General features: G+C 71.1%; 15 protein-coding genes. 7 read left to right on the forward strand and 8 right to left on the reverse strand.

The genetic code is table 11. The annotated features are described in order from the left end of the window. Positions 1-128 precede the first annotated feature (128 nt). Positions 129-578, forward strand: a complete 450-nt coding sequence (locus ACTWPT_RS47490; RefSeq protein WP_443184139.1) for a GNAT family N-acetyltransferase — start codon at positions 129-131, stop codon at positions 576-578. 63 nt (positions 579-641) lie between these two features. Here the strand turns inward: ACTWPT_RS47490 and ACTWPT_RS47495 are convergent, their stop codons facing one another. Next, entirely contained in the window at positions 642-1334 is a 693-nt protein-coding gene (locus tag ACTWPT_RS47495; protein WP_443184140.1) for a hypothetical protein, read from the reverse strand. Between the two features lie 208 nt (positions 1335-1542). Here ACTWPT_RS47495 and ACTWPT_RS47500 point away from each other — a divergent pair, with 208 nt between their 5' ends. Continuing rightward, positions 1543-3552: a sensor histidine kinase gene (locus ACTWPT_RS47500; RefSeq protein WP_443184141.1), complete on the forward strand. Its 2010-nt coding sequence runs from the start codon at positions 1543-1545 to the stop codon at positions 3550-3552. Further along, entirely contained in the window at positions 3549-4190 is a 642-nt protein-coding gene (locus tag ACTWPT_RS47505; RefSeq protein WP_443184142.1) for a response regulator, read from the forward strand. Before ACTWPT_RS47500 ends, ACTWPT_RS47505 begins: the two co-directional genes overlap by 4 nt. Here the strand turns inward: ACTWPT_RS47505 and ACTWPT_RS47510 are convergent. From ACTWPT_RS47510 to ACTWPT_RS47520, 3 genes are all read right to left on the reverse strand, one after another. Further along, the gene (locus tag ACTWPT_RS47510; RefSeq protein WP_443184143.1) at positions 4187-5035 is read right to left on the reverse strand and encodes an ABC transporter permease; all 849 of its coding nucleotides are present in this window, start codon (positions 5033-5035) and stop codon (positions 4187-4189) included. The two genes, ACTWPT_RS47505 and ACTWPT_RS47510, sit on opposite strands and share 4 nt — an antisense overlap. Then, the gene (locus tag ACTWPT_RS47515; RefSeq protein ID WP_443184144.1) at positions 5032-8037 is read right to left on the reverse strand and encodes a CocE/NonD family hydrolase; all 3006 of its coding nucleotides are present in this window, start codon (positions 8035-8037) and stop codon (positions 5032-5034) included. The genes ACTWPT_RS47510 and ACTWPT_RS47515 overlap by 4 nt, the downstream gene beginning before the upstream one ends. A 119-nt stretch (positions 8038-8156) precedes the next feature. Then, a complete protein-coding gene (locus tag ACTWPT_RS47520) occupies positions 8157-8564 on the reverse strand; it encodes a PaaI family thioesterase (RefSeq protein ID WP_443184145.1) in 408 nt (135 codons plus the stop codon). Positions 8565-8723: 159 nt separating this feature from the next. On the opposite strand from ACTWPT_RS47520, the gene ACTWPT_RS47525 reads away from it, so the two are divergent. From ACTWPT_RS47525 to ACTWPT_RS47535, 3 genes are read left to right on the forward strand one after another with little or no spacing between them, the layout of a single operon-like run. Further along, positions 8724-9110 carry a cytochrome P450 gene (locus ACTWPT_RS47525; RefSeq protein ID WP_443184146.1) on the forward strand — a complete coding sequence of 129 codons (387 nt, stop codon included), beginning with the start codon at positions 8724-8726 and terminating at the stop codon, positions 9108-9110. A gap of 45 nt (positions 9111-9155) precedes the next feature. After that, a complete protein-coding gene (locus tag ACTWPT_RS47530) occupies positions 9156-9950 on the forward strand; it encodes a class I SAM-dependent methyltransferase (protein ID WP_443184147.1) in 795 nt (264 codons plus the stop codon). Between the two features lie 47 nt (positions 9951-9997). Continuing rightward, positions 9998-11185, forward strand: coding sequence for a hypothetical protein (locus ACTWPT_RS47535; protein WP_443184148.1), 1188 nt, complete (start codon positions 9998-10000; stop codon positions 11183-11185). Here the strand turns inward: ACTWPT_RS47535 and ACTWPT_RS47540 are convergent. After that, on the reverse strand, positions 11143-12174 hold the full coding sequence (locus ACTWPT_RS47540) for a copper resistance D family protein (RefSeq protein ID WP_443184149.1): 1032 nt from the start codon (positions 12172-12174) through the stop codon (positions 11143-11145). The genes ACTWPT_RS47535 and ACTWPT_RS47540 overlap by 43 nt on opposite strands. Then, positions 12171-12875 (reverse strand): copper resistance CopC family protein, encoded by a 705-nt coding sequence (locus ACTWPT_RS47545; protein ID WP_443184150.1) that lies wholly within the window; start codon positions 12873-12875, stop codon positions 12171-12173. The genes ACTWPT_RS47540 and ACTWPT_RS47545 overlap by 4 nt, the downstream gene beginning before the upstream one ends. Positions 12876-12958: 83 nt before the next feature. Here ACTWPT_RS47545 and ACTWPT_RS47550 point away from each other — a divergent pair, with 83 nt between their 5' ends. After that, complete coding sequence (locus ACTWPT_RS47550) at positions 12959-13723, forward strand: class I SAM-dependent methyltransferase (RefSeq protein ID WP_443184151.1); 765 nt, start codon at positions 12959-12961, stop codon at positions 13721-13723. 6 nt (positions 13724-13729) lie between these two features. Here ACTWPT_RS47550 and ACTWPT_RS47555 read toward each other — a convergent pair whose 3' ends face one another. Further along, on the reverse strand, positions 13730-14704 hold the full coding sequence (locus ACTWPT_RS47555; RefSeq protein ID WP_443184152.1) for an AurF N-oxygenase family protein: 975 nt from the start codon (positions 14702-14704) through the stop codon (positions 13730-13732). Positions 14705-14768: 64 nt separating this feature from the next. Further along, positions 14769-15368, reverse strand: coding sequence for a TetR/AcrR family transcriptional regulator (locus ACTWPT_RS47560; protein WP_443184153.1), 600 nt, complete (start codon positions 15366-15368; stop codon positions 14769-14771). Positions 15369-15521 lie beyond the last annotated feature (153 nt).

The following is a 15521-nucleotide window of genomic DNA, read 5'->3' on the forward strand; positions in this document are numbered from 1 at the left end:
CCCGTGGAAGATTTCTACCCCGAGCAGACGGCGGACGACAGGGACCTGGGCTGGGGCGACGACCTGCCGGAAGAGGACCCGGACGACTTCTTCGTGGAGAACCGGCCGCCGCACTGGGAGTGACTCCGTTGACCGGGCACGTGCTGCGCCCCGCCACGCCCGCCGACTACGACGCCGTGGCGGCCGTGGTCGACGAGTGGTGGGGTCGTCCCGTCCTGGCCTCCCTGCCCAGGCTCTTCCTCGACCACTTCCATGGCACGAGCCTGGTCGCGGAGGGCCCCGAGGGCATGGCGGGCTTCCTCGTCGGTTTCCTCTCGCCGTCGGCGGCGGACGAGGCGTACATCCATTTCGTCGGCGTCTCTCCCGCCGCACGGGGCGGGGGTGTGGCGCGGGCGATGTACGAGCGTTTCTTCGCCCTGGCCCGCGCCCACGACCGGCACGTGGTCAAAGCCATCACCTCGCCGGTCAACGAGGCGTCCATCGCCTTCCACCGGCGCATGGGCTTCACGGCGAGCGACCCGGTCCCTGACTACAACGGCCCCGGCACACACCTGGTCACCTTCGCACGCGCCCTCTGACACGCCGGACCGGGTCCAGGAGGTGGCCCGGCCCCAGGAAGTCCTCTGGTGCCGGGCGTCCGCTCACCCACGCGGTTCGTAGTCCTCGTCGCTCATCCTGGCCAGCGTGAGCGCCGCGGCGGCGAACCCGAGCGCGGTCAGCACCCACGCGCCCCCGTCCAGGAGCTTGGGGGCGCCGGTGAGCACGAAGACCAGGTGCAGCGGCTGCGAGGCGACCAGCGCCGCGCCCGCCCAGGCGGGGATCATCCGCGCCCGCCACAGGGCGGCGCCCAGCAGCACGGTCCCCAGCACGTGGCCGAGCACGAAGAGGCCGACGGAGAGCGAGAGGGCGGGCTGGGCGGCCAGCGCCTCCAGCACCGCCGTGCCGTCCGAAGGGCTCAGCCCGGCCGTCACCGCGGCCAGGGCGGCGGCGTCCGAGACGCCGAGCGCGGCCATCCCCAGGTAACCGGGCAGGGCGAGCGTGATCGCCGCGATCGCCAGCACCGGCGCACCGCGCAGCGCCAGCCGCGTCAGCACGAACAAGGCGGGGACCAGCGTGAGGACGGCGAGCGGAATGAGCCAGAGCACCGCGCCCTGCGCCCCCTGCCCGGCCGCCACCGCGGCCAGCTGGGCGGCGGCGTCGTCGGTCGTGCCGTAGGGGAGGATGGCGCGGATGACGGCCACGCACAGCGGGCCGAGCGGCAGGAGCACGGCGAGAGAGCGGCGGCGGAAGGCACGTGTGTCACGCACCCGCACGGTGGCGGAGCCGATGGTCATGATGTCTCCCAATCGAGTAGGTCCGGGTCCGGTGGTTTGGCCGTCCGGGGTCGGACCCGGCGCCACGGCCGTCCGGGCAGGCTCATGCTCGGTCGTTGACGGGTCGTCGCGGCACGGCGCACGCCCCCGCCCGGGCCGGGCGATCTTCCCGGCCGCTCTGGGGGCACGCCCCTATGCGCCGGGCTCCGCGAACGCCCATCATGACCGTATGAAGGTGCTGGCCTGGGGCCTGTTCGCGGTGGCGGTGACCGAGGCGATCACCGGCGTGACCGCCGCCGTAGCAGCGGGAATGACCTTCGAGGCCGCCACCGAGAGCTTCATCGTCACGAACTCCGCCATCGGTCTCTCCCTCGGCTGCGCGGGCGTCCTGCTCGCCTGGCAGCGCCCGCGCAACCCCATCGGCTGGCTGCTGCTCGCCGCCGCCGTCACCCAGGCCGGCACCGCCGCCGGGGCGGGACTGCTGGCGACCGGCGAGGCGCACGGCTGGTCCACCGCCGCGTTGCGGACCCTCGCCACGTTCGCCGCCTACGCCTGGCCGTGGTCGATCGCGTTGTGCTTACCGCTCGTCCTCCTGCTCTTCCCGGACGGCCGCCCGCCGGGCCCCGGGTGGAGGTGGCTGGTCCCTGTGACGGTCCTGACCGCGCCGCTCTTCGTCCTGGAGATGGGCGCCTCTCCGACCAGCCTGTCGATCGGCACGGACGTCGTCGGCTACCTCACCATCCCGTTCCATGACGACCTGGCCGTCCTCTGGACGGCGACCGAGGTGCGCGGCGCCGTTCTCGTCCTGGTCGCCCTCGCCGGCCTGGGGCTGCGCTACCGCCGGGGCGGCGAGCGTGAGCGCCGCCAGCTCCTGTGGCTCCTGCTCGCCGTGCTCCTGCTCGTGGCGATCATGGTCGTGTGGGGGGTGTTCCGGACCGGGCCGGTGCTGATGCTGCTGGCCATCCCGCTCGTCCCGATCGCGATCACCGTCGCCATCCTGCGCCACGGCCTGCTCGACATCCGCCTGATCGTTTCGCGGACGGTGCTGTACACGCTCCTCACCTCGGGCGTGATCGTCGTCTACGCCGTCCTGGTGACCGTGCTGGGCCGTGCCGGGCCCGGCGACTCGGTGCTCGCCACCGTGCTGATCGCCGTCGGGTTCAACCCGGTGCGGGTACGCCTGCAGCGCATCGTCGACCGGCTCATGTACGGCGACCGCGACGACCCGGCCCGCGCCCTGTCGCGCATCGGACGCCGCCTGGCCGATCCCGCCCCCGGCCTGGCGGGAGCAGTGGCCGCACTGTGCACAGTCCTGCGTCTGCCCTTCGCCGCGCTCCGCTCGACCGACTTCGGTGGCGTCCCGACGGCCGGCGTCGGAGGCGGTGCGGCGGCCGGCATCGGTGGTGCCGGCGCGGCCGTGGAACGCACCTCGTACGGCACGGCCCCCGAACGCCTTCACACCGTTCCCCTCGTCTACGGCGGCGACCGCGTGGGCGAGCTGATCGTCGGCCTGCGTCCGGGGGAGAAGGCGATCTCCGTGGCCGACGCCCGGGTCCTGGAGCTGCTGGCCGTGCCGCTGGCGGTGGCCGTGCACGCCACCGGCCTGTCCGAAGAGCTGCAGCGCATCCGCGAGCACATCGTGGTGGCCCGGGAGGATGAGCGCCGCCGGCTGCGCCGCGACCTGCACGACGGGCTCGGCCCGACCCTCACCGGTGTGGTGTACCAGGCCGATGCGGCGGGCAACGTGCTCACCGACGACCCCGCCCGCGCCAAGGAGCTGCTCCTCAGGCTGCGTGCCGAGGTGACGTCGGCCATCGAGGACATCAGGCGGCTGGTGTACGGTCTGCGCCCGCCCGCGCTCGACGATCTCGGCCTGGTGGGTGCGCTGCGGCAACAGGCCGAGCGGCTGTCGCTCGACGTCAGCATCCGCGCGTCCCGCAACCTGGCCTCGCTGCCCGCCGCCGTGGAGGTCGCCGCGTACCGCATTGTCACGGAGGCGCTGAACAATGTCGCCCGCCATGCCCGTACCGCGACCGCCCGCATCGACCTCAAGCTCGGGGACCGCCTCCACGTGGAGGTGAGCGACGACGGTGAGGGCGGCGGCGCTTGGCGGCCGGGGGTGGGCCTGCGGTCCATGCGCGAGCGCGCCGAGGAACTCGGCGGCACTTGCCAGGCGGGCCCGGGAGACGTCGGCGGGGGACGGGTGGTGGCACTGCTGCCGCTGGCGGTGGCGTCATGAGTAGCCTGCGCGTCGTCATCGCCGACGACCATCCCATCGTCCGCGACGGGCTCGCGGCCCTGCTGTCCACCGTGCCGGGCATGAACGTGGCCGGGACCGCGTCCAGCGGACGGGAAGCCGTGCGGGCGGCGGTCACCCTGGCGCCTGACGTCCTCGTCCTCGACATCCAGATGCCCGAAATGTCGGGCATCGACGCTGCCCGCGAGGTGGCCGCGGCCGCGCCGGGGGTGGCGGTCCTGATGCTGACGATGTACGAGGACGACGAGTCCGTGTTCGCGGCCATGCGGGCCGGGGCACGCGGATATGTGCTCAAGGGCGCGGAACAGGATGAGATCGTCCGCGCGATCCGCGCCGTGGCCGCCGGCGAAGCGATCTTCGGTCCCGGTGTGGCCCGCCGCGTACTCGGCCACCTCACGGCCCCTCAACCCCCGGGAGAGCCCTTCCCGGAGCTCACGCGGCGGGAGCGGGAGGTGCTCGACCTGATCGCCGCCGGCCACGGCAACGCCTCCATCGGGACCCGGTTGTCACTGGCGCCCAAGACGGTCGGCAACCACATCTCCAGCATCTTCGCCAAGCTCCAGGTCGCCTCCCGCGCCGAGGCCATCATCCGCGCCCGCGACGCGGGCCTCGGCCGCTAGCTGACCACGTCCTTGCGCCGGAAGCGGCGGAAGGCCACCGCGATCAGGATGGCCGCGTACGTGATCGACACCGAAGCGCCCTTCGCCATGCCGCTCCAGTCCAGCTCCGGCACCAGGGCATCGACCCAGGAGTTGTTCCAGAACGTGGGCAGGAACTCGCGCAGCACGCCCAGCGCCTCGACCGCCTGCAGGATGTTGCAGACGATCCAGAGCCCGACCGCCCCGCCGACCGCACCGAGTGGGGAGTCGGTGACGGTCGAGATGAAGAACGCCAGCGCGGCCACCACGAGCTGGCTCACCAGGGCGTACCCGATCACGATGCCGAAGCGCGGCAGCACGTCGAACGCCGGGATCGTCTCACCCGTGCCGGGCACCTGGATGTCGTTCCACCCGAACGCCAGCGTGCCCGCCAGCAGCGCCATCAGCGGCAGGCAGATCACGGCCGCCGCCGAGTAGCCCAGCGCCACGATCAGCTTCTGCCGCAGCAGCCGGTCCCGGGGGATCGGGGCGGCCAGCAGATAACGCAGCGACGACCAGTTGGCCTCGCTGGCCACGGTGTCGCCGCAGAACAGGGCGACCGCGACCACCAGCAGGAAGCTGGCCGACACCGACAGGGCGAACGCGGCGAAGTTGAGTCCGCTCTCGGTCGCCAGGTCGGAGATGCGGAGCGACGACTGCTGCGGCGCACTGGACTGCGGCCCGAACTGGAACGCGATCACCAGGATCCACGGCAGCGCCAGCAGCAGCCCGAACATGACCATCGTCCGCCGCCGCTTGAACTGCCTGATGATCTCCACCCGCAGCGGCAGCGTGCGGCGGGGCGCATAGCCCGGCGCGGCGGTCATGACTTGTCTCCAATGAGGTCGAGGAACACGTCTTCCAGCCGCGGCCCGTGCCCGTTGCCGGTGGCGGCAGAGGTGAGCAGCCGCGACACCGGCCCGGCGGAGACCAGCCGGCCCCGGTGCATGACGACGACGTGGCTGCAGGTCTGCTCCACCTCGGCGAGCATGTGACTGGAGACGATCACGGTACGGCCGTCGAGCGCGTAGCGCTTGAGCACCTCGCGCATCTCCCTGATCTGGGGTGGGTCGAGACCGTTCGTGGGCTCGTCGAGCACGAGCAGGTCCGGCAGCCCGAGCATGGCCTGCGCGATGGCCAGCCGCTGCCGCATGCCCTGGGAGTAGGTGCGTACGGCACGTTCCAGCGCCTTGCCCAGGCCGGCGATCTCCAGCGCCTCGTCGAAATGGGCGTCGGCGGCCGGGCGGCCGGTGGCGGCCCAGTAGAGCTGGATGTTGTCCCGTCCGGACAGGTGCGGCAGGAAGCCGGGGCCTTCGACGAACGACCCGAGCCTGGAGAGCACCGGCGCCCCCGGCGTCACGCGGTCGCCGAAGATCCGGATCTCGCCGTCGTCCGGCCGGATGAGTCCCATCATCATCCGCATCGTGGTCGTCTTGCCTGCGCCGTTCGGTCCGAGCAGGCCCAGCACCTGGCCCTTCTCGACCCGGAACGACAGACCGTCGACGGCCAGCTCCCCGTTCCTGTACGCCTTCGTCAGCCCGCTGATCTCCAGCGGCACCGGCTCGCCGTCCTGTTCGGGTTCGAGTGAGGCGTTGTGGGCGCTCGGCGCGGCCTCGCGCACACCCGCCTGTCCGGCGCCCCCGCCCATACTGTCACTCGCCACGTGGCCGTCGTTGCCCGCGAGACCGTACGCGCCGGCGGACACGTCCGCCGGCTCGGAGTCAGGCACAACGGCGGCAGCAGCGTCGTGTGCCTGGCCGTTCGGGCTGGCGTGGTGCGCCTCTGGCGCGTTGCCGTTCGGGCTGGTGGCCGGCGTGTCGTGAGCCTGACCGTTCAGGGTGATGGCCGGTACGTCATGTGCTTGCCCGTTGGGAGTCAGGGCTGGTGCGTCATGCGTCTGCCCGTTGGGAGCCAGGGCAGGTGCGTCATGCGGCTGCCCATCGGGAGCCGGTGCGGGCGCCGAGTCTTGGCGGCCCTCCATCGCGGGCACGGGCCGGCGGCGCGCCCTGGCGCCCGCCGGTACGAGGGACGAGGTACGGCCGGTCGCCAACAGGGCGGCGGCGATCACCACGGCGGCCAGCGGCATCGCCCACACCCACCACGCGACCCCGGTCGGCGGTGCCGCGAGCGTGCGCACCGTCGGGACGGCGAGGGTGGGTGAGGCCAGCGACACCTGGTACGTGGCGGGCTCGGCAGGAGTCGCGAAGCCCATGTCCGTCGTGGCCACCACCAGGCGGAGCCGGTGTCCGACGGCGAAGCGGTGGTCCACGGCGGGCAAGGTGATCGTGGCCTCCACGCTGCCCGCGCCCTCCGGGATCGTCACTCGGATCGGCGCCACCAGCCCGGCGGGCAAGGTCGGCGGCTGTGTGGTGTCGGCAACGTCGTACAGCTTCGCGAACAGCGTCGCCTCACCCTTGCCCGACACCTTGATCGTGGTTGTGGTGCTGCCGGTGAGCTGGAGCGGAGCCGTCAGGGGCCGCGACTCGAACGCGGCGCTCTGGCCGGGCATGTCGATCGACACGCCGGCGGTGTTCTGGCCGCCCAGCAGGCCGCCGATGCCGGGCACCGTCGAGATCGAGGCAGGGGCGCCGCCGGGAGGGTTGACGATGTTCTGCTCGGGGCCGCTCAGCTCCACGGTCGTGGTGTCGGTGCCTGTGATACCGGGGTAGGAGGCCGCCTCCGGGTGCAGGCGGATGCGCTGGCGGGTGCCGGGGTCGCGCCCGCCGTCGCGCGTCACCGTGAACGCGCTGACCGGCGGCGCCGTCTGAGCCGAGCCGTCACCCTTCAGGTAGCGGGCGAACCAGGCCGAGGACTGCTCGAAGAGCCAGTCGGCCTCGCCGTTGCCGCCGTCGTGCCCGCCGTCGAACCACGCCATGCTGACCGGGGTGCCGGCGGCGGCGATCGCCTTGGCGTTGGCGTCGGCGTGGCTGAGCGGGAACAACGAGTCGCGCTGGCCCTGGAGAAGCAGCGTGGGCGCCTTGATCTGGCCGGCCACGGTGATCGGGCTCGACTTGCGCAGCAGGGCGACGGCCTCCGGCGTGGCCTTTCCATCCGTGGCGACCTGCTGGTACATGTCGCAGATCGCGGGCAGGAACCTGCCGCAGCGTGCCTGCTGGGGCGTCAGCGCCCCGGCCGCCTGCCGCTGCCCCTGGCCCTGCAGCGCGAAGCTCTCCAGCGAGACGCCCTGACCGAAGAAGATGCCTGCCCACATGCGCTTGAACACGCCGCTCTCAGGCTGCCCCAGGCCGGTCGCCGTTTGCTGACCGGTGGCGGCGGCCGCGTTGGGGAAGAGCGCGTCGGCCAGGTCGGACCAGGTGATCTGCGGGACGATGGCGTCGACCCGCTGGTCGTGGGCCGCCGTCATCAGGGCGATGGCGCCGCCGTACGAGCCGCCCACGATGCCGACACGCGGGTCGCCCGAGGCGTCGAGCAGGACCTCCGGACGCTTGGCCAGCCAGTCGATCAGCTGCTTGACGTCCTTGACCTCGTAGTCGGGCGAGTTGAGCGCGATCTCACCGGTCGAGCGGCCGAAGCCGCGCGCCGACCAGGTCAGCACCGCGTAGCCGTCCTGGGCGACGCGCGTCGCCTGCTGCCGGACACTCTGCTTGCTGCCGCCGAAACCGTGGCCGATCAGCACGGCAGGCGCCTTCCCGCCACCTGGCGGCGGGAAGAACGTCGCATCGAGCTCGACCCGTTGGTCGTCGGCTGGTCCGTCGACGACGGTTATCTTCTGGTCCTGGGCCCGCACTTCCGGAGCCGACGGCCACACCAGCCACGTCGTCACCCCGATGAGTGCGAGTGCCGTCACCAGCGCGGCCACACGCTTCATGACGAGGAGCTTACTTTCCGCACCTGAGAGAACCCTGAGACGGCGTTCACCGCCGGCTCTCCCGCGTGTTGTCAGATGCCGCTGAGCTGCGAATACGCGGAGATCAAAAAGTCGGCTCGTCAGCCCAGGACGGCGTAGACCGTCGTGGCATGGGCGGCCGTCTCCGCGCTGCCCTCGGCCGTGAGCGTGATCTCCGAGAAGGCCAGCGTGCGGCCCAGCTTCGTGATGCGGACGTCGATCAGCACGTCCTTGCCCATCACCGGCCGCTGGAACGTGGTGGACTGCTGCACCGTGGTCATCGGCACGAACTCGCCCCGCGCCGAGGAGATGGCGAGTGCCGTGGCCGTGTCGGCGGCCGCCATCATCGCCTGGCCGGACAGCCCGCCGCCCTCTCGGGCCAGATCGTCGGACCACGGCAGCCGCACGACCGCATGGCGCTCGCCCACCTCCTCCACCTGCAGTCCGAGCTGCTGGATCCAGGGGGCGAAGTGTTCCTGGAGTATCGCCTCTGCGTCTTCGGGAGTCACGCGCTCATCATGCACGCCCGGCCGTCCGGGCGGGACGCCGAGCAACGGTCCTGTGGATAAGTCGCTTGCGGACGAGGCGCGGGTAAGTGTCGAGAAGGGGGTCTGCTCACCCTCCTTCAGCACCCAGCCGAGCTGGCCCGCCTGCGCGAGGACTCCTCCTTGCTGGACTCCGCCATCGAGGAGATGCTCCGCTTCTGGCCGCCCGTCATCTACTTCCGCCGTACGGCCATCCGCGACCTCACCCTCGCCGGCCGACTCATCAGGGCGGGCGACAAGGTGGTCGTCTACCACGCCGCCGCCAACCGCGCCCCGTCCGTCTTCCCCGACCCCGACCGCTTCGACATCGCCCGCGCCCCGAACGACCACGTCAGCTTCGGCTTCGGCCCGCACTTCTGCCTCGGCGCCCATCTGGCCCGCGCCCAGTTCCGCGCGATCTTCCGTGAGCTGCTCTCCTGGGACGTCGAGCTCGCGGGCGCCCCAAGCCGCCTGACGTCCAACTTCCAGAACGGGCTCAAACACCTCCCCATACGCCTGCGCCCCCGATGAAAACCACAGGCGCCGTGATCCACGCTCCCTCTACGCTCGGTCGCCATGGACTACCTGGAGATGAACAGGGCCAACTGGAACGCGCGCGTCCCCCTCCACGTCGGCAGCGACTTCTACGACGTCGACGGCTTCAGGACGAGCGGCCGGAGCGTTCTGAGGCCGTTCGAGGTAGCGGAGGTGGGCGAGGTGTCCGGCCGCCGCCTGGCGCATCTACAGTGCCACCTCGGCCTGGACACGCTCTCCTGGGCCAGGCTCGGCGCCGAGGTGACCGGCTTGGACTTCTCGGCCGCCGCAATCCACCAGGCCAGGGACATCGCGGCCGGCTGCGGCATCCAGGCGAGGTTCGTCACCGCCGACGTGTACGCCGCGGCCGAGGCGCTCGGCGAGACCTACGACATCGTCTACACCGGCATCGGCGCCCTCGTGTGGCTGCCCGACCTCACCCGGTGGGCCGAGACGGTCGCCGCGCTGCTCAACCCGGGCGGATTCCTGTATCTCGCGGAATTCCACCCGTTCGCCGACATCCTGGACGACGAGACCGGCACCACAGTCACCCACGACTACTTCGCCCGCGGCCCGCACGTCTGGGACGAGCCGTACACCTACACCGGCGGCGAGCTGACCGAGCACCGCACCTCTGTGCAGTTCCAGCACGGCCTCGGCGAGGTCGTCAGCGCAGTGGCGGCGGCCGGCCTGCGGGTGGAGTTCGTGCACGAGCACGACCACACGCTCTTCCGCCGCTTCGCCACGCTGTCGAACGACGGCACCGGCTACCGCCTGCCGGAAGGCGCGCCCAAGATCCCCCTCATGTACTCGTTGCGCGCCGCCGCCCCTGCCTGACGCGGCAGGCGCGGACCCGCCCCGCGATGACCGTAAGATTCCTTCCCGTGAAGTCTCCAGCATCGTTCAAGAGGGCCGCAGAGTGGGCCTTGCCGTACTGGACCAGAGGCCAGGCGGGGCGTGAGACGCCGCAGGAACTGTTCAGGGTGCTCTACTTCGGCTGGCTGGCGGCGTTCACGCTCAAGGTGCTCGGCTCGGCCTGGGACGTCTCGTGGCACTTCAAGTGGCTGCGCGACGACCTCGCCCCGCCGCACCTGCTCAACTCCGCCGGCACGGCCCTCGCCCTCGCGCTGACGATCATCCACGGCTATACCGGCTACGGCGTCGACAAGGTGGCGCTCAGGACGATCCAGTGGGGCACCGGGATCTTCCTCGTCGCGGTCCCGCTCGACCTGATCAACCACCGGGTCAACGGGCTCGACATCACCTCGTGGAGCCCGTCGCACATCATGTTGTACGTTGGAACGTTCTTCATGATCGCCGGCGTGATCCGCGGCTGGTTCATGGGCGCCGGAGCTCGGCCCCCCGGCAGGGAACGCACGGTCGTGCTGGGCGCGCTCTTCGCGTTCTTCCTGGAGAACGTGCACTTCCCCGAGCAACATCAGGAATACGGCATCCTGTCGATCGGCGCCTGGGACAACAAGGCCGTCTACGCCGAGCCGATCCTGCTCCAGTTCGCCGCCGACCAGATGGAACGGCCGGTGGACCGGACGATGATGACCGGGTTCGCCCTGCCCGTGCCGGACTTCCTCTACCCGGTCTACGCCGTGGTGGTCGGGCTGTCGGTGCTGGTGGTGGCGCGGTTACTCATCGGCAGATTCGGCGCGGCCACTCTCGTGGCCGCCGCCTACGTGGGCTTCAGGACGCTGGTCTGGCCGCTGCTGACGTTCACCGGGTTCCCGCCGTCGGCGGTGCCGTTCTTCTTGGTCGTGGCCGGGCTCTTGGTGGACGTCGCGTTCCTGGTGCGGGTGCCGGTGGCACGCGCCGTGCTGGGGGCCGCCGGCGCGACCGCCGCCGCGTACGGCACGCTGGTGGCGCAGAGCGCGATCATGGGCCAGGTGTACGGCGCCGTCAAGGGCCAGGAAGGGCTGCTGGGCGCGCCGCCCCTGGCCACGTCGTCCGCCGTCTGGGCCGGGCTCGGCCTGCTGGCCGCCTGGCTGGCCGTCGAGTGGATCGCCGGCAAACGCGACCTTCAGCCGATCGAGGCCCGCGTGATCGCCACCGCCACCCCGTAAGCCAGGCCCATCACCGACACCTCGGCCGCCGCCCACCCCACCAGGGCGGTGGCCCGGCCCCGGCGTACGGCGGGCAGCAGGCGGAAGCGGATGTGCGCGGCCAGCGGCACCAGCGACGCCATCAGCAGTGTCTTGACGACGACCAGGACTCCGTAGGGGCTGGTCACGATCGCGCCGGGCAACGTCACACCCGGCGTCAGCGCCATCGTGCCCAGCCCGGTGATCAGACCGGACAGGCCTACCAGGAGCAGGCACACCGTCGCCATCCTGGAGAACTTCGGCAGCACCACGGCCAGGAGCTCCTTGTGCGGCGCCACGAACACGGCCGTCGCCACCAGCCCGCCCGTCCACGCCGCCGCGCCCATCACATGGATCTCCATCGAGACCATGAGGGGGTCGTGCCAGACCGAGTTCACGGCGTGCCCGGTGACTGGGATGGGCAGCAGCCCGAACAACGCCACGATCACCCGCAGCTCGGCCGGCACCTTCTCGCCGAACCGCACCGCCATGAGCCCGATGCCCGCCGCCGCCAGTGCGCACGCCGCGCTGAACAGCAGGCCCTGGCCCGTGCCGACATCGCCGACATATGCGGCGATCATCCCGAACGTCGGCACGCCGCCCGGGTTGAGCTCCGCCGTCTGGAACACGATCGTGAGCAGTGCGCAGATCGCCCACGCCCAGGCGGCCATCACGGCCAGCGGCCGCACCCTGAGCAGCACCGGCTCCGTGCGCTCCGGGTCATCGAAGCCGAGCAGCTTGGGCAGCAGGCTCAACCCGACCACCACCACGGCGGCCACGTCGAGCAAGACCCGGACGATCGGCAGCCCAACGGACACGATGGGACTCGGCATGGCAATGCCGGGCACCGGGTCCTGACCCGTGAACGAGCTCGCCGCCACGGCCGCGACCACCGCGCACACACCGAACCCGCCGGCCACCAGCCGCCCGCCGACGCGCCGGCGGGGGAGAGGCGGAGCCTCGACAGTCACGACCGCGCCCTCTCGTCCCCGGGCACGTGGACGTCGGCCGGTTCGGCCGTAGTCCGAGCCCCCACCGGGCCGGACGCCGCGCCGGGCCCGCCGGCCGCTGCGGAGCGGCGGAGGGCCACGGCCGTGCCCGCGGCCAGCACCAGCAACGCGCCCACGATCCACACCACGGCCATCCCGGCCCCGCCGTTCGCCGCCGCCTCGGCGGCTGTCGCACTGGAGCCTCGGGTGGTCTCACCGGCGCCGGCTCCGGGAGCATCGGCGCTGGAGCCCTGGGCCGGCTGATCGGCAGCGTCCGCGCCGGGCCCCTGGGCCGGCCGGCCGGCGGCGGCCCCAGAAGCGTTCGCGGCCAGCTTGAAGATGATCTTCCCGGTCACCGGATGCCCGTCGGCCGACAGGATTCGGTACCCCACCACGTACGACCCTCCGGCCGGCAACGGCTTGACCTTCACCGACACCCGCTCGGCAGCGACCACGGCCGCCCCGTCGGCCCACGCGGACCCGTCCGCCCCCGTCACGCCCACCTGCGCGTACCCCTGCCGCACCGCCTGGTCGAACACCAGCGTCACCCGCTCGGGTGAGGCCGTCAGCGTGGCTCCGTCCCGGGGATCGCTGCCTATCAGCACGTTGTGTGCCTGAGCCGCGGGCGGGACGACCCCCACCGCCACGCAGGCGAGCAGCAGGACTGTAAGTAGCCGCCTCAAGAGCTTGAAGCCTTCCGTCGAACTTCCGAACCGAACGCGTCAAGGACATCGGACATGTCCCGAACCTGTATATGGTCGCATCCATGAAGGACCTGTTCGGCGGCGCGGCGCCGTACTACGCCAGATACCGGGCCGACTACGGCGACCAGGCCATCGAGCACCTGGCCACCACGTTCGGCCCGGACAGCAGCATCCTCGACCTCGGCTGCGGCCCTGGAACGGTGGCGATCCCGCTCGCCGGCCGGGTCCGCGAGGTCACGGCCGCCGACCCGGACGAGGAGATGCTCGCCGAGGGCAGGCGCCTGGCCGCGAACATCCCCAATATCCGCTGGCTGCGCGGCGACTCCACGATGCTGCGCGAGTTCCCACCGTTCGACCACGTCGTCATGGGCAGGTCGTTCCACTGGATGGATCGCCGCACGGTGCTGGCCGAGCTGGACGAGCTGCTCCCGCCGGACGGCGTCGTGGCGCTCGCCGGCCCGACCCGCGACCCCGGCGAAGAGCCGTGGGAGCCCGCGATGCGGCGGGTACGCGAGGAGTTCGGCCTGGGCGCGATGACGGCCACGAACTCCTGGGAGGCGACCGGCGAGCACCCCCACGACGTGCTGGCGACCTCGTCCTTCTCAGACTTGAGCTCGATCATGTACGAACGCCGCCTCGTCTACGACCTGGAAGCCGTGATCGGCCTGCAGCTGTCCTACTCCTACAGCTCCCCCGCCCGCCTCGGCGACCGGCTGGAGGCGTTCACCGACGTGGCGAGGAAGGCGCTGCTGGCGAGCAACCCCTCAGGCAGGTGGGAGTACGTGACGGAGACAGAGGTTCTCGCCGCCAGGCGCGCCCCCGCCTGAGGCCGGTCAGCGCGGGTCCGCCCAGATGCCCATGGCCCGCCAGATCCGCCGGGTGACGGCGTTGACCAGCCCGAGCTCGGCGCACAGCTCCCGCGTCTTGCCGACCGAGTCGCGGATCTCGTCCTTGGCGGCCGCGTTGCGCAGGTAGACCTCGGACACCACGTTCGAGGGGATCCTGAAGTGCCTGATCATCGCCATCGGAGGCGACAGCATGATGCGGGCCATCACCCCGAGGATGATCGGCGCGGCGATGCCGAGCATGAGACGCCGGTACGCGGGCATCCGGGGCACCCGGTTACGCAGGTAGTGCCGGGCGAACGAGATGTGCCTGGCCTCCTCCGCGATGTGGATGCGCATGATCGTCTCTTCGAGCGGGTGATGCGCCCGCCCGTCCTTCAGCACCTTGCGCTGCACGTGGTCGATCGGGTCCTCGCCGCCCAGCACGAACACGAAGAACAGCTCGGTCGAGATCAGCGGGATCCACGGCGCGACCTGGGCGACCGCCGACAGCGGCCCGGGCATGCCGCGGATCGGCAGACCGGTACGGTTCACGAACTCCTGGAACATCATCCCGTGATGTCCCTCTTCGATGGTCTCGTGGTAGACGTACCGGAACTCCGGCGACCCGTTCGGCAGCCGGTAGGCGTAGTTGAGCAGGCCGCGCTTGAGCAGGTTCTCGAACTGCAGCCCGATCTTCATGGCGGTGGCCACCCGCCACAGCCCGATCGTGGCACGCACCTCGGGGGGACGGCTGCGGTACCAGGGATGGCCGCCCAGCTTGTCCACCTCGGGTAGCTCCCACCGCGGGTCGGCGGGGTCCACCAGGAACTCTGGGTCGTCCCACGGGATGTCCCGGTACGGCTCCCAGTGTTTGTCGACCGACGCCTTCGAGAGTCGTTCGATGACCGCTTCGTAGGCGCTGCGGCTCGCGACCCGCTCGTCGCGCTCGTGGGCGGTGGTAGAGCTCGGTGCAGGTGTCATCGCGTGCACTCCTCTCCTCGCCCAGTAATTGTACGAAGCGTCCAATAACTCGGGAAGAGTGGTGTCACAGCTTTTCTGGCGACACCCCGAGCTCGTTCGCCGCGGCCTCGCGGATGAGCACGTTGACACGGCGCCGCGACAGCGCCTTGGGATGCACGTGCGTCTGGATCGCGAACCCGTCGATGAGCGCGAGGATCCGCCAGGCAGCCCCATCGGGGTCGCGGCAGTCGAACTCGCCGCACTCGACCCCGGCCTCGATGATCGCGCGCAGCAGCAGGCGCCCCCGCGTGTCGATCCGCCGCGAGATCTCCTCCAGTTCCGCGCTGCGCATCGCCTCCGCCCAGGCGTCGATCCACAACCGCCAGCCCTCAGTGGGGATGGCCGGGGAGCAGAGCCTGAGCAGGGAGACCAAGCGTTCGAGCGGTGTGCCCGCGGAGTGTTCCACGTCGTCGAGCGCGTTCATGTGGAGGCGGGCCGCGTACGTGAAGGCCTGCGCGAACAGTCGTTCCTTGTTCTCGAAATGGTAGAAAAGCAAGGCCTGGCTGACGCCGGCGGCTCTGGCGATGTCGATGGTCCTGGTATGGCCGAACCCTTGCTCCGCGATCACCTCGCAGGCCGTCTTGAGAAGATCCTCACGCCTTAAGCGGCTGAAACCTGATGTCACTGCGAGTAGCTCTTGCTTCTGATCATTGGTTTTTGTGGGACAAACCGGGCGTCGAGCGCCTCCGTGTCGGCCGGTCCGCTCCTCCTTCTGGACTTCATAGTGATCATGGTAACGACACCGTCGGAAAACCTTTCATTACCCGCTCCTGGGTCC

This window comes from Nonomuraea sp. 3N208 (assembly GCF_052245935.1).
Classification (GTDB): domain Bacteria; phylum Actinomycetota; class Actinomycetes; order Streptosporangiales; family Streptosporangiaceae; genus Nonomuraea.

What these genes read in the sequence shown, in the direction of transcription:
- ACTWPT_RS47495 (WP_443184140.1), bottom strand. Translation starts at nt 1,334, where the DNA reads ATGACCATCGGCTCCGCCACCGTGCGGGTGCGTGACACACGTGCCTTC.
- ACTWPT_RS47500 (WP_443184141.1), top strand. Translation starts at nt 1,543, where the DNA reads ATGAAGGTGCTGGCCTGGGGCCTGTTCGCGGTGGCGGTGACCGAGGCG.
- ACTWPT_RS47505 (WP_443184142.1), top strand. Translation starts at nt 3,549, where the DNA reads ATGAGTAGCCTGCGCGTCGTCATCGCCGACGACCATCCCATCGTCCGC.
- ACTWPT_RS47510 (WP_443184143.1), bottom strand. Translation starts at nt 5,035, where the DNA reads ATGACCGCCGCGCCGGGCTATGCGCCCCGCCGCACGCTGCCGCTGCGG.
- ACTWPT_RS47515 (WP_443184144.1), bottom strand. Translation starts at nt 8,037, where the DNA reads ATGAAGCGTGTGGCCGCGCTGGTGACGGCACTCGCACTCATCGGGGTG.
- ACTWPT_RS47530 (WP_443184147.1), top strand. Translation starts at nt 9,156, where the DNA reads ATGGACTACCTGGAGATGAACAGGGCCAACTGGAACGCGCGCGTCCCC.
- ACTWPT_RS47550 (WP_443184151.1), top strand. Translation starts at nt 12,959, where the DNA reads ATGAAGGACCTGTTCGGCGGCGCGGCGCCGTACTACGCCAGATACCGG.
- ACTWPT_RS47555 (WP_443184152.1), bottom strand. Translation starts at nt 14,704, where the DNA reads ATGACACCTGCACCGAGCTCTACCACCGCCCACGAGCGCGACGAGCGG.